The following is a 22,512-nucleotide window of genomic DNA, read 5'->3' on the forward strand; positions in this document are numbered from 1 at the left end:
TGGGGTAAAGCGGCAGGGAGGGCAGCCCATCTGTGTACGACATCAGTCTCTGCGCTGCCGCTCCTGCCCCCGCGCCAAGCGCCGATCCGCAGTGCTTGCCCAGCCCCGTTTTCACCTGATTTCCTGACCGACACAGCCTGACCCCCGACTTCCTGATAGAGAGGCAAAACGATGCGTAAGAACACTCCGCACAACCTGCGCCGCACCCTCCCCAAATCACTTGGCGTGCTGGCCCTGACGGGACTCTTGGCCGCCTGCTCGCAGACCAATCTGGACGCCAGCATTCCGGCTCCGGTGGCCTCTGCCCCGGCTGTTATTGGTGAACTGGCCCAGAACGGCCCCCTGAAGTACGTCAAGAACGAACTGGTCGTCGGATACGCCGATGCGGCCAGCCTTCAGGCCGCTGCCACCGCGCTGAAAGGCCAAGTCGTCGCCACCATTCCCGAAATCAAGGTGGCCCTGATCCGTGTGCAGGGCGACGCCCTGAAACTGACCAAGGGAGCCATGCAACTCAGCGGTGTGCGCTACGCCGCCGTGAACGACGTGGCCACGCCCCCCGAAGTCATTTCCGGCGTGCAGCCTGCCAGCCTGACCCCGCTGGCCGCCAGCGCCGATCAGATTTTTGACGAACTGCCCCAGTACGCCCTTGATCCCCGGCACCTGAACGCCAAAGTCGCGTGGGACGCGGGCTTGACCGGGAAAGGCGTGAAAGTGGCCGTCATCGACGATCCCGGCGACGTGTCTCACCCCGACCTGAACCCCAACTGGGAAGGCAAGGCCTTCGATCCGCTGCAAAACAAGACCTACACCGACGCTGCCGAGTGGGTCAACTACTTCAAGAAGCCTGCCAACTCGCACGGCACCTTCGTGGCGTCGAGCATCGTGGCGGCCAAAGACGGCAAAGGCATCGTGGGCTTGGCCTACGAAGCCAAGTGGATGCCTGTCGTGATGTTCAACCCCGGCGGGTACAGCAGCTTTAACATCGCGCTGGGCGCAATCTGGGCCACCAACAACGGCGCGCGCGTCATCAACAACTCGTGGGGCGGCGGCGTGTCCTTCGGGCCAGTCAAGGACGCCTTCGACTACGCCATGAGCAACGGCACCACCATCGTGGCCTCTATGGGCAACTCTTACCACGATGAATTCCAGTACCCTGCCGCTCTGCCCGGTGTGATGGCGTCGGGCGCACTCGACGGCAGCAACCGCAAGGTGACCTTCTCGACCTCTGGGCGGCACATTTCCAGCAGCGCCCCCGGCCAAGACACCATTCTGGCCAACCCGACCTGGCTGTGGGGCAGCAACCCCGCCAAACCCCAGACCCACCAACTGATTTCCGGTACGTCGTTCTCTGCGCCGTACACGGCAGCGGTGGCCGCTCTCGCGCTGCAAAAATGCCCCGCCGCCACGCCCTATCAGGTGCGCCGCATTCTGGAAACCACCGCCAACGGTGCCATCGGCAGCAACCCCACCGGCTTTGACCGCGACACGGGCTGGGGCGCACTGAACGCAGGCAAGCTGGCCCAGACCCTCACCGACTGCGCCGCGCTGCCCGCCAAGGGCGCAAACGTGTACATCAACGTGAAGTACGCCAACGGCAGCGGCACGCGCCCCGGCGAACTCGTCGACGTGATCCTGCGTGGTCAGGGCATGCGGGCCGGGGCCACCGACGACCCCACGCCGCTGTACCTCACGCCCACCGACGCTGCTGGCGACGCCCGTTTCTCGGAAATCGCGCCCGGAACCTACGACCTGTACGTGGCCGGAGCCGATCTGGGCATCACGGGCGGCAAGAGCGAAGACCGGGGCACCTTCGTGGGCACCCTGACCGCCACCAGCGGCAGCACCTACTTCACCCCGGATCGCAAAAACGTCATCCTGACGGCCAACGCGCCCGACTTCAATCCCGTAGACCCCTACGAACCCAACGATACGCCCGCCACCGCCAAGACCATCGCCTACGGCCAAACCACCGATACGGCCTACATCTTCGGCAAGCCCAAGGACTTGGACTACTTCAAGTTTACGGGCGCGGCAGGCGACCAGATCAAGGCTGAAATGCTAGCCGCAGGACAACTGGGCGGCTCCTTGGATGCCTACCTGTACCTCATCGGCCCCGACGGCGTGACGGTACTGGCCGAAAACGATGACCGGGGAACTCCCCGCATCGACTCGGATTCCGAAGTGAACTTCACGCTGACGGCGGCGGGCACGTACTACCTGCTGGCCACCAGCTTCACCATCACCGAGGGTCAGAACGACGACGGCCCCTTCAACAAGTTTAAGCTGAAGTTGACCAAGACCAACTAAGCCTCAGCTCTTTTCCCCAGCCCCTGCCTCTGCGCGGGGGCTGTTTTGCTGGTGAGATGGGGCAGAGTGCGCGGCACTTAACAGCCCCACCAATACACCCAGAAACGCGGCTTGGGTCACCAACGTCCACACTCCCAGTTGGCCCACGATTCCCGCCTTGTCTGCCCACCAACCGTTGACGCCTACGTCAAGCAGCATGACGACAACGCCGAACGGCAAGCCCAACCGGGGCCAGCGCCACAGCAACGCGGCGGCAACAGCGTCCCAGAGCACCAAGGAAGTCCAGAATAAATTGATGGGCAGCGGTGCAAAGTGATAGGGGAGCCAACCACCGTGCAGCACATCCCACCCATGCCGCAGGCCAGCGATAGCAAAGCAAAGGGCCGCTAAACGCGTCGGCCAAAGCGGGCTTAGCAACGTCTTCGCCTTGTGGTCATGGCGTCCAATCTACCCGCAGCTCAGAGCCGCTCCCCCACCGTCCCCCCATTCCTGAGCCTGCCCGACTCAAGTTGCTTACGTGCATCTCACTGAAATCAGGCGCTCCGGTCAGGTTGCCGGGGCGTATACTGGGAGGCGTCATGTTCCGTGTCCTGAACAAAGTATTCGATAACAACCAGCGCGACGTTTCGCGCATCATCAAAACGGTGGTGCAGCCGGTGAACGCGCTGGAAGAAGAAACGATGAAAGTCGAGAATCTCGCCGAGGCCTTTATGGCCCTTCGGAAACGTGTGCAGGAGGGCGGGGAGTCCCTAGACGACGTACTGATTCCGGCCTTTGCCCTGATCCGCGAAGCGGGCCGCCGCTCTATCGGCAAGCGCCATTACGACGTGCAGCTCATCGGGGGCGCGGCGCTTCATCAGGGCCGTATTGCCGAAATGCGGACTGGAGAAGGCAAAACGCTGGTGGCAACGCTGGCACTGGCCCTGAATGCACTAGAAGGCAAAGGCTGCCACCTCGTCACCGTCAACGATTATCTGGCGCGGGTAGGCATGGAAGAAATGGGCCTGCTGTACCGCACGCTGGGCCTGACTGTGGGTCTCGCCAACCGCGAACTCCAGCCCGCGCAAAAGCAGGCTGCCTACGCCTGCGATATCACCTACGTCACCAACTCCGAGTTGGGTTTCGACTATCTGCGCGACAACATGGCCCAGAGCCGCGAGGCCTTGGCCCTGCGTGCCGAGTCGCCGCTGAATTTTGCCATCGTGGACGAAGTAGACAGCATTCTGATCGACGAGGCCCGCACGCCGCTGATCATTTCGGGGGCCGCAGAAAAAGCCACCGACTTGTATTACGTGTACGCCAAGCTGATTCGCCGTCTGCAAAAGGGCGAACCTGCCGAACCTGGCAAACGCGCTGAAGCGACGGGCGATTACACCATCGACGAGAAGGGCAAGCAGGTGCATATCACCGAAGGCGGCATCGGCAAGATCGAGCGATTGCTGAGCATTCCTGACCTGTACAGCCCCGAAAACATGGACAAGGCCCACATGATTACGCAGGCGATCCGGGCCAAAGAGCTGTACCACCGCGAAAAAGACTACATGGTGAACGCGGAAGGTGAAGTGCTGATCGTGGACGAATTCACGGGCCGTTCGATGCCGGGACGCCGCTACGGCGAGGGGCTGCATCAGGCCATCGAAGCCAAGGAAAACGTCAAGATCGAAAACGAGAACCAGACGCTCGCCACCATCACGTACCAGAACTTCTTCCGCCTGTACAACAAGTTCGCGGGCATGACGGGTACGGCCAAAACCGAGGAAAAAGAGTTCCTCGACATCTACGGCAGCGATGTGCTTGTTATTCCCACCAACAAGTCGATCTTGCGAAAAGACGCCGAAGATTTGGTGTACCGCTCGCGCATCGGCAAGTACAACGCGGTGGTGCAAGAAGTCGTGGAGATGCACGCCACGGGCCGCCCAGTTCTCATTGGCACCGCCAGCATCGTGACCAGCGAGCAACTCAGCGACCTGCTGAAAGCTGCCAACATTCCGCACACCGTCCTGAACGCCAAATTCGAGGCGCAGGAAGCCAGCATCGTGGCGCAGGCCGGACGCAGCGGCACCGTTACGATTGCCACCAACATGGCCGGACGCGGCACCGACATCAAGCTGGGCGGCGACAGCGAATTCCTCTTGGGCGAGGCCATCGAGCAGAACTTTGGCATCAGCCGATTCGCGCCCGAAGCCGAGAACTTCATCAAAGCCATCAGCCGCCAAGACCCCGCCGCCACCGAACTCGGCCTGCTGATTCCCGGCGTCACGCCCGACTTCATCCAGCAGGCGCAGCAACTCGAACTCGCCACCATCGCCGACCATGCCCGCGTGCAGGACATCGGCGGCCTGCACATCATCGGCACCGAGCGCCACGAATCACGCCGAATCGACAACCAGTTGCGCGGACGGGCCGGGCGTCAGGGCGACCCCGGCAGCAGCCGCTTTTATGTCAGCTTTGAAGACGACCTGATGCGCCTGTTTGCCAATGACCGCGTGGTGTCCATGATGGACAGGCTGGGCATGGATGACAGCCAGCCGATTGAAGCCAAAATGGTCACCGGGGCCATCGAGAAAGCGCAGGCCCGCGTAGAAGACCGCAACTTCAGCACCCGCAAGCAACTGCTGGAATTCGACAACGTGATGAGCGTGCAGCGCGACACCATCTATGGTCAGCGCCGTGAAGTGCTGCTGGGGCCAGACGAGGCCGTCGAAGAAAGCACCGAGGGCATGATCGCGGACTTCGTGGATTTGCAACTGGCGACCTACGCCCCCGTCGATGAAAATCAGGATACGTGGGATATAGAAGGCCTGCAAACCGCTGTTGTGGACGCTGTGCCGCAATTGGAAGGCTTCGACTTCGCGGCCCTCAGAGGGGTGTCGCCCGCCGAGGCTCAGGAGCGTCTGCTGACCGCTGTGGCCGACGCCTTCGATGCCCGCAAGGAAGAACTCGGCCCCACCATGCTGAACAGCCTGAGCCGCTACGTGCTGCTGCAAGTCGTGGATCAGCACTGGAAGGAGCATCTGCACGGCATGGACGTGCTGCGCCAAGGCATCGGCCTGCGCGGGTACGGCCAGCGCGACCCCTTCACCGAATACAAGTTTGAAGCCACCAACATGTTTAACGAGATGATCGACAACTTGAAGAACGACGTGACCAAATTCGTATTCAGAATGCAGTTCGGTCAGACCGGGTAACAGCAGAGTTTAGTGAGGGCGGCCATGTGAAAGTGGCCGCCTTTCTTGCTTTGTTGGCAGGCGCTAAGAATTGACGACCAGCACAGTAATAATCAGCGGCACGACCACCAGCGCCGTAACGCCGAAAATGAGTTGCAGGCGACGGGGCCGGGGCACAGCTTTGCCTGTGATGCGGGTGTAAAACCACAGGCCCGCCGTCATCAGGGTCATGACCACCACCGTCAGGAGGATGAGCGCAGCCGTAATCGCTAGGACGACGAAGAAAGAAACATCGATCATGGGCGCAGGCTAGCGAGTCTGCTCTTGCCAATCTGTCAAAGCCCCGCTCCCCGCCTACCGCACCCGGCCCGCTGCCGATAGATCCCGCTGCTGATAGATACTGGGCCATGACCTTCGAGTTCAGCGGCTCCATCTGGTTTTGGAGGGGGCCAGCCCCGTGGTACTTCATCTCCGTTCCCACCGAACAGAGCGCCGAAATCAAAGCCGCGTCCCGGTTCGTCACCTACGGCTGGGGCATGATTCCTGTTCAGGCCCAAATCGGCGACACAGCATGGAGGACGTCCCTGTTTTACAAAGACGAACACTATGTCATTCCGATCAGGGCCAACGTGAGAAAGGCGGAAGGGCTGGAGGAAGGGGAAGAAGTGACGGTGCAGATGACGCTGGGGTGATGGGCTGGCCGCCTGAGGCCATTCCGACTACAAGAACCGCAACAGCCCGCGCCGCTGCGGAGGGTGTTGGGCCGCCTGCAACTGTAAGGAAAAGTCTTCCAGCGCGTCCTGCACTTGCCTCGCGTCCCGAACGATGCCTGCGCTGAGGCTCTGCACCTGCGTTTCGCGTTCCTGCTCCCAATGGTTCAGTACGCGCTCGTTCAGGCGGGCGTGGTCAGGGCTGGTCACGTCACGTGGGGGGGCGAGGCGGTCACGGGCGGCCTCCAGATAGGCCACGTGGTCAGTGGCGCGGGCGGCCTCCGCGTACTGGCGCGTTTGCTTGATCTGCGCCACCCGCCCCAGCAGGCGCTCTTTTTCCAATATGGTGCGGGCGCGTTCCCGGCCTTGCAGCAGCGCGGCTCCCACCGCCATGCCCACCAGCGCCATCGTAAAGACGAGCAGTGACCAATGCTGAGGCACGGCGTTGGTGTCGGTGGTGGTACTCAGGTCGGTCAGTTGGCCCTGCTGCGCGGCGTTGGCGGCAATCTGCTGGGTCACGCGCAAAATGCCGTCCCAGTTCAGGTAGCCCTCTACACCCAGATACAGCGCACTCACAGCCACGATGCCCCCGATGTACGTGGCGGGGCGGCCCATGCCCGGTGTACCGCTGGCGGCCATTTTTGCCCGGTAGGCCAACTCGTCTACCAGCCACAGCAGCAGCACGCTGAACATCACTCCGGCGGTCAGGGCAATGATCGTCAGGTACAGGCGGCTTTCTGGGTTAAACAGGAGGTTGATGCTGACCCCGCTGATGACGCCCACAAAAAACTTGCTGAACACGGCGAATCCGTTGAACACACGCTTGCTGCCGGTCTGCTGTTCGGGCGGGCGAATCGGGTGGCCTTCGCGGGCCAAGTCTGCCAGCGCCTGCTGCTGATAAAACCCCTCGGCGCTGAGGGTGTCCGGTTGCGCCCCGTACTCGGCCAAGGCATTAAACCGCTGCTGGCGGGCCTGTTCTATGGCTTCGGTGGCGCGGGTATATTCGTGTTCCACGCCGCTGCTGGCCGCGTTCATAAAGCGCAGGTGTTCGTCTTGCCGCGTCCACGACTCGCGCACGCCCACACCCGTCTCGGCCAGCACCCGCGTCAGCGTCTGGCGGGCCAATGCGTGGTTTACGCGGTACTGCTCCACGTTCAGCGCCAGAATCCGGGCGCGTTTGGTCAGCAGGCTGCGGGCGGCGGGGTCGGCCACCAGCGCCAATTCATCGGTCAGGTCATTGAGGAACGCGCCGTAATGATCGGGCGGCAGCACGGGCATAAATTGCTCGGCGCTGAGGGGATCGGGGTGGGGGAGGGCGGCTTCGTAGGGATTCAGAGACAGGTCGACTACCGACACTTTCTCCCGCTCTGATACAGCGGAAACGGCGTCATCCTCAGTCGGAGCCTCAGCTTGCGGATGTGGTTCTTCCCCCGCAAAGCTCATATTCACTGTGCCCAAGTCCGGGCCACTCAGGGTCACGCTTTCCAGTGCAGCGGGCGCGTGAAAAGAGGTATCTTCCGAACCATTTTGGGTCTTCGAGGTAGTCATCTCAGCGCCTCGCTTTCTTGGCGGCGTCGGCGAAGGTCGGATACACGTTGTTCAGGTCGTAGGCTCCGGCCATCAGCAACCGCTTGTCATTTACGCCCGTCCCCAATGCTTTGGCGAACGCATCCCGCACCGAATTTCCATCGGCCCCACGCTCTGGACTGAGGCCCGCAAAAAACAGTAACCGAGTCGCAGACGCATTCAGAATCCCTTTGACGGTGCTGCCCAGTGCGGCACGTTTGGGGTCGTCCAGCGTGGCTCCATCGGTAAACATGATGACCACGTCGCCCACGCCAGCGGTGCGGGCCGCCATGCTGCGGGCCTGTGCCAGCGCCGCCGTGATCGCGCTGCCTTTGCCCGTGCAGGGTTTGGTCAGGGCGTCGGTGTAGCGCAAAATGTCGGCCTTGCCCATCCTCGCCCCATTCTGAGACTGAAACCGGAAGTCGGCCACCGTCTGCACGCCCGCGCACACGCGCAGCAGCGTCACGGTATCGCCGGAGCGCACCTGATTCAGCAGCACGCTCTGGGTCAGCAGTTTGGCCTGCGCCGCGTACCCGAAGGCCGGGTTTTTGGAACTGCCCGTCATGTCGGCGGCAATGACCACATGCAGCGGCGGCGTGCTGAGGCCCAGCAGGGTAGAAGCGCTGGCCGCAGCAGGGGCGGGCGTCAGCAGCGGCAGCAGGGAGAGGAGGGGGGAGAGGGGCATTGGGGACTCCTTCGGAGGGGGATCGTGGAGGGTGGAGTGTGGATCGTGCGAAAAACAGGAGAGCGTGGGGACGTTGGTGGTGGGTTAAAGGGGTTGTTCAGGGCGGCGTCGGATTCTTGGGATTCAGGCCCGCCACAGGCACCGCCACGCCGCCCACACGGGTGATTCCGGCGGGGGCTTCCAGATTCCTGACCTCATGCGGTAGCTCGCGCAGCAGGCCCAGTTCGCGGCAGGCGGCTTGCTCTTGGTACAGGTCGGCGGGAACACTTTGTAGGCCGTCCGGGTCGCCAATCCAGACACTCATGGCGTACTGCGGCGTCACGCCCGCGCACCACGTATCGCGCACGTCGTCGGTGGTGCCGGACTTGGCTCCCAGTGGCACCGTGCGCCCAGTCAGGCGCTGCACGAAGCTGGGGCGCAGGAATCCCAGATGGCCTGCCGAATCGTTTACCGCGCCCGTCAGCAGGTCAAAAGCCTCGTAGGCCACCGCCTCATTCCACAGCGGGGCACAGTCGGCGCGGGGCAGCGGCAAGGGCTTTCCGCTGCGGTCATACACCTCGGCCAGCAGGTGCGGGGTGCAGAGTTGGCCGCCATTGGCAAAGCTGGCGTAGGCGGCGGCCACCTTCAACGGCGAGGAGCGGTAGGTGCCGAGAGCAGGGCTGGAACGGTTGGCGGTGTCCTCGGTGTAGCCCAGGCTGTCCAGCACGCGGCGTAGGGTGGTTTCGCGTTCGGTGCCTACCTGCACGGCCACCGTGTTCAGGCTGCGGGCGTTGGCCTCCCGAATGCTGACGGCGCGGCCCAGCAACGTGCCGGAATTGTTGCGAATAGGCAGCCCGCCGTAAGTGGTGGCGGCGTCGGGAAAGGCGCTGAGTTGGGTCAGGCCCTCGCCAAACGCGGCGGCGTATAGGAGGGGCTTAACGGTACTCGCTACCGGACGGCTGGCCGAAGCTGCCCATTGCCGCCCCGGTTGGCTGCTCTGCTCGCCGCCCGTGCTGCTGCTCAGGGCCACAATGCCGCCGCCGCGCACGTCCAGCACGGCTGCGCCCTCGGCCACCCCTTTGGGTCTGCCCGCCAGCCTGCGGTTCAGGGCCGCCTGTGCGCCTGCGTCTATGGTCAGCACCACGCGGGCCACCCGGCGCGGGTCTAGCCCACCGGCCCGCAGTTCCCGGCGCACCAGTTCCTGCATGGCCCACACGGGTTCGGGTTCGTTGGTGTAATCGGGATTGCGCGAGGCGCTCACCAGCCTCAGATCAGACCCACTGCCCGCGTACTCGGCCCGCCACAGCCGGGGTTGCAGCGGCGTAGACACGGCGTCCAGATGTTCAGCTTCCGAGATCAGGCCACGCGAACGCAGAATGTTCAGCGTCACCAGTTGCTGCGTTCTCATGCGGCGAAAGCGGGCGGTGGCGGCTTCGGGCGGCGTGCTGTCCGACACCAGATAGTTGCCGGGGGCAGGCAGCAGGCCCACCAAAAAAGCACTTTGCGCCAGCGTCAGGTCGGCGGGGTCTACGCCAAACACTGCCCGCGACGCATCGTAAATGCCTTTGCGCTGACCGATGCCCAGCCACGGCAGGCTGTTCACACTCATCGCCAGCACCTCGCGCCGCCCGTAGCGCCAAGTGACCAACGGGGCCAGCACCCATTCGGTGGCCTTGCGCGTCAGCACCAGCGGCAGCGTGCGCCGCCCGGTATCGTAATCGAAGTGGCCCGCCAGCACGCTATTTTTCAGGAGTTGCTGCGTGATGGTGCTGGCTCCCGCGCCATTCAGGAGGGCACGCGGCAGGCGTCCCAAGTCCACGCCCACATGCGAAAAGAACCGCACGTCTTCTTTGGCGACGTAGGCCAGCAAAAAGGCCCGTGAAACACCTGTCAGCGGCACACTCAGCGACTCGCGGCACGGCACGGCATTCACCACCGCGCCCCCTTCGCGGCAATGGTCGATGACGCCCAGCGGCGCACCCCGGCGGTCTTGCACTTCTATGGGTTGCAACTCGGCCCGCAGGTTCCATGCCCGCCCAAACGCGCCCGTTGCCGCCGCGCCGCCCACACCCAACACCATGACACCCAATGTGGCTGCGCCCACGCCTGCCAACCCCGCCCGCAGCAGTCGCCGCAGTGTCCACGGCGCGGGCCGGGTCACGAACGGGGTACGCGGCCAAGGCGTCCGGCGCTTCCAGAAGGTCAAGTGCGGTTCCTATTGGGATGATTCGGGCGGGCGTTCACAGTGCTAGTACGTCCTGAAGGGCGGCAACGTTGCTGGTTTACCGCACCACATCTGAAATGCCCGCCGCCGCTGCCCGGAACTGCGCCGCCTGCCACGCCTGATTGGCAAGGCCCGACACGCCCACGATAGAAATCAGGAGCATGCCCAGCAGGGCCAGTGTCGTGACCGCCGTAGCCCACGAGGAGCGCGGCTGACGCGGCGTAGAGCGTGCGTCGCGTTTGGGAGCGCGTTGACGTGTAGGCTTGGAGGGCGTGGGTGTTGCAGGCCCCAGCCCAGCAGCATTCAATCCAGAAGAATTCAGACCCGAAGAATAGGGCCGGGGCTTGCGGACAAAGCTCATGGAATCAGTGTAGACGGCGCAGATGAGGGCGGAAACCGACTTTTGGTGGAGGCGGAGGGAGGCCGTGTCTGAACGTGACCTATCCTCAAGCTATGGCAAACAGCACGTCCCTCACGCTGGCTGACGTTCAGCAGGCGCGGCATCTGATACAAGCTTCGGCCAAGTTGCTGTGGCCCGGTTTTTATCCCGCGCAGGTGCCGTTGGTGGTCTATGACGGCCAGAAGACGGTGTTGTGGGGTGCTCAACCTGTCGGGGCAGGGTGGCAGGCCGAGCAAGACTCCTGGGTGTTTCCGGGCCGTCATCCGCAGGTGTGGGCCAACACGTATTGCCTGTTGGAAGACGGCTTGTTGGCGGCCTGCCTGTTGCTGCCCAGCTTGCCCATGCCTTGCCCGCCCACCGATCTGGCAGCGTTGGCCGTCCACGAGGCGTTTCATGTGTATCAACACGGCCATTCTGCGACGGCATGGCAGATCAATGAGCTGGACGCCCTGACCTATCCGGCCACCGATGCCGAAGTGCTGATGTACCGGGCGATGGAGATGCAGGCGCTTCAGCGGGCGCTGACTGCTCCTCCCGCGACTTTGCCGGATGTCGCCGCCGAACTTCTACACTGGCGAGAGGCGCAAGCTGCACATCTCGCCCCCGAACAGGCCGCGTACATCCGGGCCGCCGAACGGAGGGAAGGCTTGGCGCATTATGTGGAACTCAGCTTCAAAGCGGCCCAACCGGATTTTCCCAGTGTTGACTTCCCCAGTGTCGATTTTCCTGCCTCAGCGGTGCGGCTGCGGGCTTACACCACAGGCGCGGTGTATGGGCTACTGCTAGACCGCATGCTGGACGGCTGGAAGGTGAAGGTAAGTGACGAGGGTGCGGCGTTGGATGAACTGTTGCGTTCTGTTGCTGGCACTTACCGCCCTGACGGTCTGATCCCACCTCATTTTCAGCAGTGGGCGACTGCCGCCGCAGAAGAAGAAATGCAGCATCAGCAGCGGCTTTTACACGCTTTCGAGACCCAGCCCGGCAAACAGTTGACGCTCAGAAGCACAGCTAATCTCTGGCCCAAAGCCTTCGATCCTATGAATCTGAAGGGCGTAGGGCAGGGGCGCGTGCTGCATTTCCGTTTTCTTCAATTCGGAAACGGCGTCGTGGAGGGCGAACTGATGAATTGCTCCTGCCTGACGCAGTCCAGCGGCCCCCATCCTCTTAGCGGCTTTCAGGAACTTCGGCTGAAGGGAGTTGTGAGCGTGCAGGCCACTCCCGAGGGCTGGGCCGCATCCGGCGAGGGCATCAGCGTGAGGGGCAGGGCGGGCACTGTTTCCGAGTCTGAGCACGGCTGGCTGATCGACTGTTGAGTCTGGCAGATTCGTGGCCTAGCCCCCGATCTAGACCAAGTCCACACCCACAGTCCCCCCCGGCGTGTTAAACTTCACGGGTCAGCACGGCAACAATGTAAACCCCGGATTCTCGTTCAGCGTTCCCCGGTTGTTCGGCCCGTTTCTCCTGTCTGGGAGAAGCACCATTCACGAACAAGAGCAGGGGCGAAAGGTAGGCACACTCATGGCCGAAGTCATTCTGGAGCACATCAACAAGCGGTACGGCAGCAAGCATCACGCGGTGAAGGATTTCAACCTGCACATCGAAGACCGTGAATTCATGGTGTTCGTAGGGCCATCGGGCTGTGGTAAATCCACGACGCTCCGCATGGTGGCAGGCTTGGAAGACATCAGCGACGGCGTGCTGAAAATCGGTGACCGCATCGTGAACGATGTGCCGCCCAAAGACCGCGACATTGCAATGGTGTTCCAAAACTACGCGCTCTACCCGCACATGAACGTCTACGAGAACATGGCCTTCGGTCTGAAACTCCGCAAGACGCCCAAAGAAGAGATTGACCGCCGCGTCCGTGACGCCGCCAAAATTTTGCAGATCGAGCACCTGTTGGGCCGCAAGCCGAAAGAGTTGTCGGGCGGTCAGCGTCAGCGTGTAGCGATGGGACGCGCCATCGTGCGTGAACCCAAAGTGTTCCTCATGGACGAGCCACTCTCTAACCTTGACGCCAAGCTGCGCGTCGAAATGCGTTCGCAGATCAGCCAATTGCACCGCCGCCTCGGCGCGACCATCATCTACGTGACGCACGATCAGGTCGAAGCGATGACGCTCGGCAACCGTATCGTGGTTATGCGCGACGGCGTGATCATGCAGGTCGACACGCCCATGAACCTCTACGATTTCCCCAAGAACAAGTTCGTGGCAGGCTTTATCGGCAGCCCCTCCATGAACCTGCTGACGGCCAAAGTCACCAACGGCGAGTTCGTGTTGGGCGGCAGCCGCGTGGCCGCGATGGGTCTGCTGGCCCGCTCGCTGAAGGCCTACGAAGGCAAAGACGTGGCGATGGGCATTCGCCCGGAGCATATCGGCGTCGTCGGGATGACCGATATTCCGCGTGGCAACAACGTCTTGAAGGGCAAAGTCGTAGTCGTGGAGCCTCTGGGGGCACAGACCGATCTCATCATCGAAGTGGCCGGACAAAACCTCACCTGTAAGGTCGAAGGTCAGGCCATCGTGCAGCCCGGCGACGACATCGATCTGCTGATCGACCAGACCCGCCTGCACGCCTTCGATATGACCAGCGAAGACGCCATTGACCGGGGCACGCCCACGGGCAAGCGCGGTCAGGCCGATACACTGAACCTCGGCTACGAGTACCCCGGCGTCCCCAGCAGCGCCGCTGCACCGGTCATCGGCCTCAACAAAGTCTGATCTCCGTTTCCTAAAACTGCTCCCAGTTGCGCCGCCTTCCTATTCGGGGGGCGGCGTTCAAGTGGCTTCTCATCCGGCCTGCCTTTACCCGGTGTTCATCTGGCGCTAGACTGCCCGCACCTCTACACCCACCGCTTTCCCGCCCACGGGAGACGTGACCTATTCTAAGGAGAACCATGAAGCGACCCCTACAGACCGCCCTGCTGACCCTCACCGCCCTCGCCCTGCTCGCCAGCACCGGACAGGCCCGCACTTGGGCCGATATCAAAAAGAGCGGCACCATCAAGATTGCCACCGAGGGCGCGTTTCCTCCTTTTAACGTGTTGAAGGGCAAGGAACTGACCGGCTTTGAAGTGGAACTCGCCAATGAACTCGCCAAGAGCCTCGGCCTGAAGGTGCAATGGGTCACGCAACCCTTCGACAACCTGCTGATCGGCCTGAAAAGTGACCGCTACGATTTCGTGATCGCCAGCCACGGCATTACGCCGGAGCGGGCCAGAGCCGTAGATTTCGCCAACCCCCACTACTGCACGGGCGGCGCAATCGTGACCAAGCCCGGCGGCCCCATGACGGCAGCGGCCCTGAGCGGCAAGTCGGTGGCCGTGCAGGTGGGCACCACCTACCTCGAAAACGTGCGGAAAGTGTCCGGCGTCAAAGACGTGAAGACCTTCCCCAAAGACACCGACGCGCAGGCCGCGCTGATGGCAGGCCGCGCCGATGCGTGGGTGGGCGACAAGTTCACGGGCATCGAACTGGTGAAGGCGCAGAAGGGCAAAGTTGTGCAGGGAGCGCTGCTGTTCAATGAGCGGATCGGGATGGCCGTGAACAAAGGCAACGCCAGCTTGCTGAAAGAACTCAACGCTGCGCTCACCAAGTCTCTGAGCGACGGCTCTTACGCCAAGCTCAGCGGCAAATACTTCGGTCAGGACGTGCGCTGCAAGAGCTGAGGCTCTACAGATTTCTAAACAGTTGAGGGGCGGCGCTTGCACGGGCCGCCCTTTTTACATTCCGTCTTTCATTGAAGTGGCCCTGTTGGCTGCCCGGCAAAAATTCAGAAGATGTTCAGTCATACAGCCCCCTCTTTGTGTCGGATGTGACATCATTCAGCCAATGCAAAACCTGACTGGATCACGTTTCTGCCCCTGCCGCTCGTGGGTGGGCGCATGACCAAGCCCGCCACCACGCCCCGTCAGCAACCGATGGGCGGAGGCACGCTGCTGCTGTGGTTTGGCGGAGCCGCCGCCGCCTTCTTGCTGCTGTTTTTGCTGATTACCATTATTCTGCGGCAACTGCCCGACCCGATTGGCCTCCGCGCCGACCTGTTCGTAGAGGGCGCACGCATGACGCTGATGCTGACGCTGGTCAGCGGCGTGATCGGGCTGATTTTGGGCGTTGTCGCGGGCATTCAGAAGACGAGTGCGCTGTGGTGGGTGCGTCTGCCCGCCAGTATTTTTATCTGGCTGGTGCGCGGCACGCCGCTGCTGGTACAGATTCTGTTCGTGTACAACGCTGTGCCGCCGCTCCTGAAGTCCATCGGCATCGATCTGGAACTCAATGAATTTTGGTCTGCGGTGGTGGCCCTGTCGCTGAACGTGGGCGCGTACAACGCCGAAGTGATCCGGGCGGGCATCCTCGCTATTCCCCCCGGACAGGGCGAGGCTGCTCGCAGTCTGGGTCTGAACGGAGCGCAAACCATGTCTACGGTGGTCTTGCCCCAAGCTCTGCGAATCGTCGTGCCGCCGCTGGTCAATAACTTGGTAGCCCTGCTCAAAGATTCCTCGCTGGCCAGTTCTATTGCCCTGCTGGAACTGACGTTGGCCGGATCGCGGGTCAGCAGCGAAAGCTTCGAGCCGATTCCGGTACTGACGACCATTGCCGCCGTGTACTTGGCCCTCACCACCGTGATGACGTTGTTCACCGATCAGTTGGAAAAACGGGTGAAGGTGGGCAGCCGCTAAAGAGCACCAAAAACAGTAAACAGGCCCGCCGAGTGGAGAGGCGGGCCTGTTCTCGTTGTTCCTCACGTTCCACAATCCACGATCTCCCCACATCACAAAAAAAGAAGTGACCCCCGAAGAGGCCACCTCTAATTTATCGGAACAGGCTTACTTGTTGGGAACTTTGATCTTGCCGCTGATGATCTGGGCCTTGACGGCTTCGACGCGGGCGACTTGGGTGCTGCTGATCAAGTTCTTGTTGAAGGCGTCTACAGCGTAGCCCACGCCGCCTTCCTTCAGACCGAACCGGCGCTCTCCGCCCTTGAAGTTGTCGGCCTTGACGTCACGGATCAGGGCGTACACGGCGTTGTCCACGCGCTTGAGCATGGAGGTCAGACCGTGGTTCATGGTGGCGGGGTTCTTGTCGAAGTCGCCGAGGTAGTTCTGGTTGCTGTCCACGCCGATGAAGAACATAGGGCGGGTGTTGCCCGCGCAGGCGTTGCGGTAGCTGCTGCTCTTGCTGACGTTGGCGAAGTTGTTGGTGTTGAATTTCACGCCGCTGGGCAGGTTGCCCGCCTTCAGGCACTGGGTCTGCTTGATGTAGTCGATGACGCCGTTGCCGCTGCCGCCCGCTGCTGCGAAGATGATGTCAGCGCCGCGAGAACGCATGCTGGCCGCGATTTCCTTGGCCTTGCCGGGGTTGTTCCAAGCGTCGGGGGTGGTGCCCACGTACTGGGCGAACACTTTAACTTTGGGGTTGGCGGCTTTTGCACCCGCGATGTAGCCCGCTTCGAACTTGTGGATCAGGGGGATGTCCATGCCGCCCACGAAGCCGAGGACGCCGGTGCTGCTGTTCAGGGCGGCGAGGTAGCCCACGAGGTAGCTGCCCTCTTCTTCCTTGAACACGAGGCTGGCCACGTTCTTCTCGGCGCTCACGTCGTCGATCAGGCCGAAGTAAAGATCAGGGTTCGCCTTGGCGACTTGGCTGATGCTGGCGTTGTTGGCAAAGCCCACGCCGATGGTCAGGTCAAAGCCTTCGGTGGCAAACGAGCGGATGCCCTGAATAACTTGGCTGGGGTCGCTGGGTTCGAAGTCCTTGACCTGAATGCCCATCGCCTTCACGGCCCGCTGGCTGCCTTCGTAGGCGCTTTGGTTGAAGCTCTTGTCGGCTTTTCCGCCTGCGTCGTAGGCCATGCCCACGCGGAGTGCGCCCTGCGCGGCGGCGAGGCTGGTGCTGATGGCGAGAGCAAGGGTCAGGCCCTTCTTGATGGTGCTGGTCTTCATGGGTGTTCCTCCAGAGTTTTGGTTTAAACGGAATGCTTGAACAGAGTATACGCAATCTGCCCGGTGTCTAGACGCTGGCAAAAGTCACGCTGCACCTGACGTGGATGAGCAAAACGGGAAGGCGTGCCAGAGGCGTTCTTTATATTTCCTTTATGTTGATCAGCTTCGTAGGTCTTCTGGGCTGCCGTTGCTGAACGCCGCTTTACATTTTTGAGCCGGGCCGACTGGAGCCGGAATGCTAGGCTGCCGTTATGGACGCTGTGCCCACCGGGAGTTCTGACCTTACCCCTTCCGATACCCTGAACGACGTACTGCACGCCCGTTATCTGGCGCTGCGGGCCGAGGTGGATCACCACAACCGCGCTTACCACGAGCAGGACGAACCCGAAATTCCGGACAGCGAATACGACGCGCTGGCCCGTGAGCTGCGGGCGCTGGAAGCCGCGCACCCGGAATGGGCCGCCGCCTTTGCCAGTGCGGGTGTCAGTCCGGCTCAGGCGGTGGGAGGCGCACCCAGCACCGCTTTTCAGCCCGTGAATCACCCCACGCCCATGACCAGTCTGGACAACGTGTTCGACGACGCTGAACTGGGCGAATGGCGCGAAAAGCTGGCGCGGTCTTTGAATTTGCCCGCCGACACTGACACTTTTACCTTTACCGGAGAATTGAAAATAGACGGTCTGAGCGTGAATCTGTACTACAAAGACGGAGAATTGCAGTGGGCGGCCACACGGGGCAACGGCGTGACCGGCGAAATCGTGACGGCGCAGGTGCAGACCGTACCGGGCATTCCCACCACCCTGCCTGGCCTGACCGGAGAACTGGAGGTGCGCGGCGAGGTCTACATGAGCCGCGCCGATTTTGCCGCCTATAACGCGCAGGCCGAAGAACTGGGAACGCCTCTGCTAAAAAACCCGCGCAACGGGGCCGCCGGAGCCTTACGCCAGAAAGACCCGGAAATGACGCGCACCCGCAACCTCAAGGCCATTTTCTATTCGCTGGGCAAGCGCGACGGCGTGGGGGCCGAGACTCAATTCGAGGTGCTGGCGTGGCTCTCAGCGCACGGTTTTTCCGTCAGCCAGTATTCCGAGCGCCTAGAAGGAATAGACGCCGCCGCCGAGTACCACCGCCGCATGACCGCCAACCGCGCCCAGTTCGAGTTCGACGCTGACGGCACTGTGCTGAAACTCGATCCTCTGAATTTGCAGAACGAGGCCGGATTTACCAGCCGTGCGCCGCGCTGGGCCATCGCCTACAAGTTTCCGGTAGAAGAAGTGGAAACCATTTTGGAAGACATCGTGGTGAACGTGGGCCGCACCGGGAAACTGGCCCCGCTGGCGCACCTGCAACCGCGTCTGATCGAAGGCAGTACGGTCAGCCGCGCCACGCTGCACAACGAGGATTACATCCGCGACATGGATTTGCGGATCGGGGATACGGTGGTGGTACGCAAATCGGGCGGCGTGATTCCGCAGATCATGCGTGTGCTGCCAGAAAAACGGCCTGAAGGTGCAGAGGCTTATGCCTTCCCCACCCATTGCCCCCAGTGCGGCCACGCTGCCGTGCGAACCGAAGGCGACGCCAATACCTATTGCCCCAACCCGGCCTGTCCCGCCCAACAATTCGAGCGGATTCGCTATTTCGTGTCACGCGGGGCGATGGATATGCGCGGCATCGGGGAAAAGCTGGTGGCCCAACTGATCGAAAGCGGGCTGGTGCGCGACGCCGCCGACTTGTACCGTCTGACCGCCGAGCAGATCAGCGCCCTAGACCGCAGCGGTGACAAAAAAGCCCAGAACATTCTGGCGCAGCTAGAGGCCAGCAAAACCCGCCCGCTGTGGCGGCTCATCAACGCACTGGGCATGAGCGGCGTGGGCGAGCGCAATGCTCAGGCCTTGGCGCGGGCGCTGGGCACGCTAGACGGCGTACTGGCCGCCACCCCAGAGCAGATCAACGCGATTTCGGGCATGGGCGACACGCTGGCGCAGAGCGTAACCGCTGCCCTGTCTGACCCCAACATGCAGGACATGATTCGCCGCCTGCGCGACGCGGGCCTAAACCCCGTGGAAGAAGCCACGCTGCGGACTGATCAACTGAAAGGCCTGAATTTTGTCATCACAGGCACGCTGAACCAACCCCGTGAGGCCATCAAAGCCACGCTGGAAGCTGCTGGGGGCCGCGTGACGGGCAGCGTGACCGGTAAAACCAGTTATCTGATCGCCGGAGCCGACGCCGGAAGCAAGCTGGCCCGCGCTCAGGAACTGGAGATCGCCGTGCTGGATGAGGCGGGACTGGCGGCGCTGTTGGAGGAGAAGGGGGTGTAGAGAAGTTGGGGTTGTAGGTGAACTCCCGGTCTGCTGTGCAGCCAGCCCCCCTTGACTTGTCAAGCTCCGCAGGAGAGGGGAGCGCAAGAGCTTTTAGTCCCCACCTCTAAGGGGGGCGTTGCGGAGCAACGGGGGGGTTCACCTACAGCCTCAAACCTCCCCAACCCACCCCCATCTTCCCCCACAGGTACACTGTGCCTATTGGCGGCCCCGGTGTGTGCGGGCCGTGTGGAGGCATCAAGCATGGCGAACAACACCCCCCAACCCGAAGTCGAAATTAGCCGCAACGTCCTGACCGATATCGCGCAGGCCACGCTGGAAGGCATAGAAGGCATAGAAGTCGCGCACGCTTCCCTGAACGTGGGCGAAGTGCTGCGCAATCAAGGCAACCCGCGCCGCCCCCGCGCCCTGAAAGTGACCCGTGAAGGGCAGGCCGTGACGGTGGATGTGGGCCTGAACATCGAATTTGGCCGCAACCTGACCGGGCTGGCGGCAGAGGCTCAACGGGCCGTAAGCGAAAACGTAGAACTGATGACGGGCCTGAAAGTCAAAGCCGTGAATGTGACCGTGCTGGACGTCACTCTGCCCAAAGGCGGCCACGCTTGACCCGCCGCCGTGAGAAGGCCAATCAGCCTGTCGGCACGCGCCGCGCCGCCCGCGAATTTGCGTTCAGGGCGCTGTTTCAGGCGGATAGGGGAGACTTGCCGCTGAATGAAGTCTTTACCCGTGCAGAAGGCGACATGCGCGAGGGCGACGATACTTTTCCGCAGTTGGCTCCCGACGCCGTAGCCTTTGCCCGCGAACTGGTAGACGGCCTCGGCACGCACCGCGACACCATCGATCAAACCCTGCGCCAGACCATTCGCGGCTGGAGCTTTGACCAGATGGCCCAGACCGATCTGAACGTGCTGCGCTTAGCAACCTTCGAGATGATGTACACGGGGACGGCGCACCCGCCCGTGATCGAGAGTGCCGTGCGAATTGCCCGTAAATTTGGCGGCGACGATTCGGGCCGCTTCGTGAACGGGGTGCTGGCAGGCCTGAGCCGCACGCTGCAAACCGCCCCCGCCGTGCCACAATCGGACGACGGGGCCGACGAGTGACCGACGGTTCTTCTGGCGGCACGGTTGCTCGCCCGTTGCCGGGGCCGCCCGCAGCCGCTGCACTCTTGGCCGATGCTGCTGCCCGTGCTGCACGCTTGGCATCCCCACCGCACCTATCTATCGTGCGGCTGGGCGAAGACCCTGCCAGCGTCAGCTATGTGCGCGGCAAAGACCGCAAGGCGCGGGAAGTGGGCCTCCACAGCACCGTGTACGCGCTGCCCGAAGACACCTCGCAGGCCGACTTGTTGGCGCTGGTGGCCCGCTTGAACGCCGATCCTGATGTCAACGGCATTCTGGTGCAGTTGCCACTGCCCGCCCATGTGTCCGAACAGGCCGTGCTGCACGCCATCGACCCGCGCAAGGATGTCGACGGGTTTCATCCGGTGAACGTGGGCGAACTGTGGGCGGGCCGCCCGGTGCTGGCTCCCTGCACGCCCGCCGGAATCATGTACATGCTGGGTCATTACAGCATTCCGGTGGCCGGAGCGCGGGCCGTGATCGTGGGCCGCAGCCATATCGTGGGGCGACCCCTGGCAGCCATGCTGCTGAATGCCCATGCCACCGTGACCGTTGCCCATAGCCGCACCCCCGATTTGGGTGCAGTGACCCGTGAAGCCGACTTGCTGTTCGCCGCTGTAGGCCGCGTCCATCTGGTTACGCCTGACATGGTGAAGCCCGGAGCTACCGTCGTGGATGTGGGCATCAACCGCGTGGTGGGCGCAGACGGCAAGGCCCACCTGACGGGCGACGTTCACCCGGATGTGGCGGCGGTGGCGGGTGCATTGACGCCTGTGCCGGGCGGCGTGGGGCCACTGACCATCGCACAATTGCTGGCAAACACGGTCACGGCGGCAGAAAGGCAGGCGGCGGCCCGCCTCTGAACCCAGACCAGTCTGAACCCTGACCTGTGCAAGCTGGAACCCTGTGCAAACTGGAACAGAGTGCAATTCTTTTCAGCCGCTAGACTAAGCTCCGCGTGAATACGTTCGCTGAACTTCTCGGAAACCGCTGGCTGCTGACGGCTGTGCTGGCCTCTACGGGCGCACAGGTGCTCAAAGTCCTCCTGATTTTATTGATAGAGCGGCGCTGGCGGCCCGCTGCCTTCATGGAAACGGGCGGCATGCCCAGCAGCCACTCGGCTATGGTGGCGGCCCTGACCACCGGAATTGGCCTGACCCAAGGCGTCGGCAGCCCGCTGTTTGCCGCCAGCGCCGTGTTTGCCCTGATCGTGATGTACGACGCCACCGGAGTCCGCCACAGCAGCGGCATGCAGGCCCGCTTGCTGAACGAACTCGTGGACGAACTGCGGGCCGTGGTGCGCGAAGGCTTTGCGCCGCTGCCGCTGCGGGTGTTGTTGGGCCACACCTATTTAGAGGTGGGGATCGGCACGCTCTTGGGAGTAGGGGCGGGATTTTTCGCTTTCACGGTGCTTTAGAACCCGGTAGTGGTCAGTGGAAAAGGCAAACCCCCCGATCAATCCGGGTGCGTTTGCCCTTCTCTTTTTCCACTTCCTACTCACCACTCACTGGTTTCTACGCTACTCCCTGCACCGCTCCCGTCAGCAGCAGCCCCAACCGTTCCCGCGTAAAGGCGCGTTTGCCTTCCCACAGGCCGCCTTCTGGCCCTGCATGCAGATGCCAATGCTTGCTGCCGCCCATCAGGCGCAGGCTGATTCCCTTCAAATCTACATGGCGCGGGCTGACGGCGGCCACCAACAACGGTTGCCCGCCCGTGCCCACACTGACGCTCATCACGGTGGTGGGCAAGTCGTAGGGGCGCTCCATGCGGTAGATGTAGTCGGGGAAATCGGCAATTTTGGTGAAGGTCAGGCCACGCGCCGCAGCCTCGGCGTCCAGCCAGCCCAGCAGGTCTATCCAAGCGGAGTACAGTTGCCCGTCGGTTGCATGTGCCATGTCGCACAAGTGTAACTCATACCAAATTGCGATGATTCGCGAGAATCATCCGAGCAGAGCGAGTGGCGAAGAGTATGGGCTGGCGGCGATGGACGAACATCCGGTGATGTTGCGGATGTTCGGGAATCAGAGCAAGTCCATATCAGGGGCCGGAAGTGGGAGGCGGACGCTTGAAATGCCGCCCTCCGTCAA

Annotated in this window: 20 protein-coding genes; 12 read left to right on the top strand and 8 right to left on the bottom strand. The window is 62.4% G+C overall.

Annotation, left to right across the window (positions count from 1 at the left end):
• Window positions 1-171 precede the first annotated feature (171 nt).
• Complete coding sequence (locus SU48_RS04530) at window positions 172-2,307, top strand: S8 family serine peptidase (RefSeq protein WP_064014215.1); 2,136 nt, start codon at window positions 172-174, stop codon at window positions 2,305-2,307.
• A 3-nt stretch (window positions 2,308-2,310) separates the two neighbouring features.
• Here SU48_RS04530 and SU48_RS04535 read toward each other — a convergent pair whose 3' ends face one another.
• A complete protein-coding gene (locus SU48_RS04535) occupies window positions 2,311-2,583 on the bottom strand; it encodes a hypothetical protein (RefSeq protein WP_064014216.1) in 273 nt (90 codons plus the stop codon).
• A 302-nt stretch (window positions 2,584-2,885) separates the two neighbouring features.
• On the opposite strand from SU48_RS04535, the gene secA reads away from it, so the two are divergent.
• Complete coding sequence (gene secA, locus SU48_RS04540) at window positions 2,886-5,495, top strand: preprotein translocase subunit SecA (protein WP_064014217.1); 2,610 nt, start codon at window positions 2,886-2,888, stop codon at window positions 5,493-5,495.
• A gap of 63 nt (window positions 5,496-5,558) precedes the next feature.
• On the opposite strand, the gene SU48_RS04545 is transcribed toward secA, so the two are convergent.
• Window positions 5,559-5,774: a hypothetical protein gene (locus SU48_RS04545; protein WP_064014218.1), complete on the bottom strand. Its 216-nt coding sequence runs from the start codon at window positions 5,772-5,774 to the stop codon at window positions 5,559-5,561.
• A 107-nt stretch (window positions 5,775-5,881) separates the two neighbouring features.
• On the opposite strand from SU48_RS04545, the gene SU48_RS04550 reads away from it, so the two are divergent.
• The gene (locus SU48_RS04550; RefSeq protein ID WP_064014219.1) at window positions 5,882-6,166 is read left to right on the top strand and encodes a DUF1905 domain-containing protein; all 285 of its coding nucleotides are present in this window, start codon (window positions 5,882-5,884) and stop codon (window positions 6,164-6,166) included.
• Between the two features lie 27 nt (window positions 6,167-6,193).
• Here the strand turns inward: SU48_RS04550 and SU48_RS04555 are convergent, their stop codons facing one another.
• The 4 genes from SU48_RS04555 to SU48_RS04570 all read right to left on the bottom strand — a co-directional run bounded on the left by SU48_RS04555 (window position 6,194) and on the right by SU48_RS04570 (window position 10,999).
• Complete coding sequence (locus SU48_RS04555; protein ID WP_231881680.1) at window positions 6,194-7,732, bottom strand: hypothetical protein; 1,539 nt, start codon at window positions 7,730-7,732, stop codon at window positions 6,194-6,196.
• 1 nt (window position 7,733) lies between these two features.
• On the bottom strand, window positions 7,734-8,435 hold the full coding sequence (locus SU48_RS04560) for a VWA domain-containing protein (protein ID WP_064014220.1): 702 nt from the start codon (window positions 8,433-8,435) through the stop codon (window positions 7,734-7,736).
• A gap of 97 nt (window positions 8,436-8,532) precedes the next feature.
• Complete coding sequence (locus SU48_RS04565) at window positions 8,533-10,620, bottom strand: transglycosylase domain-containing protein (RefSeq protein WP_064014221.1); 2,088 nt, start codon at window positions 10,618-10,620, stop codon at window positions 8,533-8,535.
• 76 nt (window positions 10,621-10,696) lie between these two features.
• Window positions 10,697-10,999 (bottom strand): hypothetical protein, encoded by a 303-nt coding sequence (locus SU48_RS04570; RefSeq protein ID WP_064014222.1) that lies wholly within the window; start codon window positions 10,997-10,999, stop codon window positions 10,697-10,699.
• Window positions 11,000-11,091: 92 nt separating this feature from the next.
• Between SU48_RS04570 and SU48_RS04575 the strand changes: the two genes are divergently transcribed.
• The 4 genes from SU48_RS04575 to SU48_RS04590 all read left to right on the top strand — a co-directional run bounded on the left by SU48_RS04575 (window position 11,092) and on the right by SU48_RS04590 (window position 15,717).
• The gene (locus SU48_RS04575; RefSeq protein ID WP_064014223.1) at window positions 11,092-12,351 is read left to right on the top strand and encodes a hypothetical protein; all 1,260 of its coding nucleotides are present in this window, start codon (window positions 11,092-11,094) and stop codon (window positions 12,349-12,351) included.
• A gap of 205 nt (window positions 12,352-12,556) precedes the next feature.
• Window positions 12,557-13,759: an ABC transporter ATP-binding protein gene (locus SU48_RS04580; RefSeq protein ID WP_064014224.1), complete on the top strand. Its 1,203-nt coding sequence runs from the start codon at window positions 12,557-12,559 to the stop codon at window positions 13,757-13,759.
• 176 nt (window positions 13,760-13,935) lie between these two features.
• Window positions 13,936-14,706, top strand: coding sequence for an ABC transporter substrate-binding protein (locus SU48_RS04585; RefSeq protein ID WP_064014225.1), 771 nt, complete (start codon window positions 13,936-13,938; stop codon window positions 14,704-14,706).
• 216 nt (window positions 14,707-14,922) lie between these two features.
• On the top strand, window positions 14,923-15,717 hold the full coding sequence (locus tag SU48_RS04590; RefSeq protein ID WP_064014226.1) for an amino acid ABC transporter permease: 795 nt from the start codon (window positions 14,923-14,925) through the stop codon (window positions 15,715-15,717).
• A gap of 147 nt (window positions 15,718-15,864) precedes the next feature.
• Here SU48_RS04590 and SU48_RS04595 read toward each other — a convergent pair whose 3' ends face one another.
• Window positions 15,865-16,965 (bottom strand): BMP family lipoprotein, encoded by a 1,101-nt coding sequence (locus SU48_RS04595; RefSeq protein ID WP_064015840.1) that lies wholly within the window; start codon window positions 16,963-16,965, stop codon window positions 15,865-15,867.
• Between the two features lie 266 nt (window positions 16,966-17,231).
• Between SU48_RS04595 and ligA the strand changes: the two genes are divergently transcribed.
• The 5 genes from ligA to SU48_RS04620 all read left to right on the top strand — a co-directional run bounded on the left by ligA (window position 17,232) and on the right by SU48_RS04620 (window position 21,842).
• Window positions 17,232-19,304: an NAD-dependent DNA ligase LigA gene (gene ligA / locus SU48_RS04600; protein ID WP_064014227.1), complete on the top strand. Its 2,073-nt coding sequence runs from the start codon at window positions 17,232-17,234 to the stop codon at window positions 19,302-19,304.
• 243 nt (window positions 19,305-19,547) lie between these two features.
• On the top strand, window positions 19,548-19,910 hold the full coding sequence (locus tag SU48_RS04605) for an Asp23/Gls24 family envelope stress response protein (RefSeq protein ID WP_064014228.1): 363 nt from the start codon (window positions 19,548-19,550) through the stop codon (window positions 19,908-19,910).
• A complete protein-coding gene (gene nusB, locus SU48_RS04610) occupies window positions 19,907-20,407 on the top strand; it encodes a transcription antitermination factor NusB (protein ID WP_064014229.1) in 501 nt (166 codons plus the stop codon). The genes SU48_RS04605 and nusB overlap by 4 nt, the downstream gene beginning before the upstream one ends.
• Complete coding sequence (locus SU48_RS04615; protein ID WP_064014230.1) at window positions 20,404-21,288, top strand: bifunctional 5,10-methylenetetrahydrofolate dehydrogenase/5,10-methenyltetrahydrofolate cyclohydrolase; 885 nt, start codon at window positions 20,404-20,406, stop codon at window positions 21,286-21,288. Before nusB ends, SU48_RS04615 begins: the two co-directional genes overlap by 4 nt.
• 95 nt (window positions 21,289-21,383) lie before the next feature.
• Window positions 21,384-21,842: a divergent PAP2 family protein gene (locus tag SU48_RS04620; RefSeq protein ID WP_064014231.1), complete on the top strand. Its 459-nt coding sequence runs from the start codon at window positions 21,384-21,386 to the stop codon at window positions 21,840-21,842.
• Between the two features lie 97 nt (window positions 21,843-21,939).
• Here SU48_RS04620 and SU48_RS04625 read toward each other — a convergent pair whose 3' ends face one another.
• Window positions 21,940-22,320 (bottom strand): NADH-quinone oxidoreductase subunit 15, encoded by a 381-nt coding sequence (locus SU48_RS04625; protein ID WP_064014232.1) that lies wholly within the window; start codon window positions 22,318-22,320, stop codon window positions 21,940-21,942.
• Window positions 22,321-22,512: the final 192 nt, after the last annotated feature.

This window comes from Deinococcus puniceus (assembly GCF_001644565.1).
GTDB lineage: Bacteria > Deinococcota > Deinococci > Deinococcales > Deinococcaceae > Deinococcus > Deinococcus puniceus.

Bases quoted from the DNA above. Each gene is read 5' to 3' on its own strand.
- SU48_RS04530 (WP_064014215.1), top strand. From the start codon at position 172: ATGCGTAAGAACACTCCGCACAACCTGCGCCGCACCCTCCCCAAATCA.
- secA (WP_064014217.1), top strand. From the start codon at position 2,886: ATGTTCCGTGTCCTGAACAAAGTATTCGATAACAACCAGCGCGACGTT.
- SU48_RS04545 (WP_064014218.1), bottom strand. From the start codon at position 5,774: ATGATCGATGTTTCTTTCTTCGTCGTCCTAGCGATTACGGCTGCGCTC.
- SU48_RS04550 (WP_064014219.1), top strand. From the start codon at position 5,882: ATGACCTTCGAGTTCAGCGGCTCCATCTGGTTTTGGAGGGGGCCAGCC.
- SU48_RS04555 (WP_231881680.1), bottom strand. From the start codon at position 7,732: ATGACTACCTCGAAGACCCAAAATGGTTCGGAAGATACCTCTTTTCAC.
- SU48_RS04560 (WP_064014220.1), bottom strand. From the start codon at position 8,435: ATGCCCCTCTCCCCCCTCCTCTCCCTGCTGCCGCTGCTGACGCCCGCC.
- SU48_RS04570 (WP_064014222.1), bottom strand. From the start codon at position 10,999: ATGAGCTTTGTCCGCAAGCCCCGGCCCTATTCTTCGGGTCTGAATTCT.
- SU48_RS04575 (WP_064014223.1), top strand. From the start codon at position 11,092: ATGGCAAACAGCACGTCCCTCACGCTGGCTGACGTTCAGCAGGCGCGG.
- SU48_RS04580 (WP_064014224.1), top strand. From the start codon at position 12,557: ATGGCCGAAGTCATTCTGGAGCACATCAACAAGCGGTACGGCAGCAAG.
- SU48_RS04585 (WP_064014225.1), top strand. From the start codon at position 13,936: ATGAAGCGACCCCTACAGACCGCCCTGCTGACCCTCACCGCCCTCGCC.
- SU48_RS04590 (WP_064014226.1), top strand. From the start codon at position 14,923: ATGACCAAGCCCGCCACCACGCCCCGTCAGCAACCGATGGGCGGAGGC.
- ligA (WP_064014227.1), top strand. From the start codon at position 17,232: ATGGACGCTGTGCCCACCGGGAGTTCTGACCTTACCCCTTCCGATACC.
- SU48_RS04605 (WP_064014228.1), top strand. From the start codon at position 19,548: ATGGCGAACAACACCCCCCAACCCGAAGTCGAAATTAGCCGCAACGTC.
- SU48_RS04625 (WP_064014232.1), bottom strand. From the start codon at position 22,320: ATGGCACATGCAACCGACGGGCAACTGTACTCCGCTTGGATAGACCTG.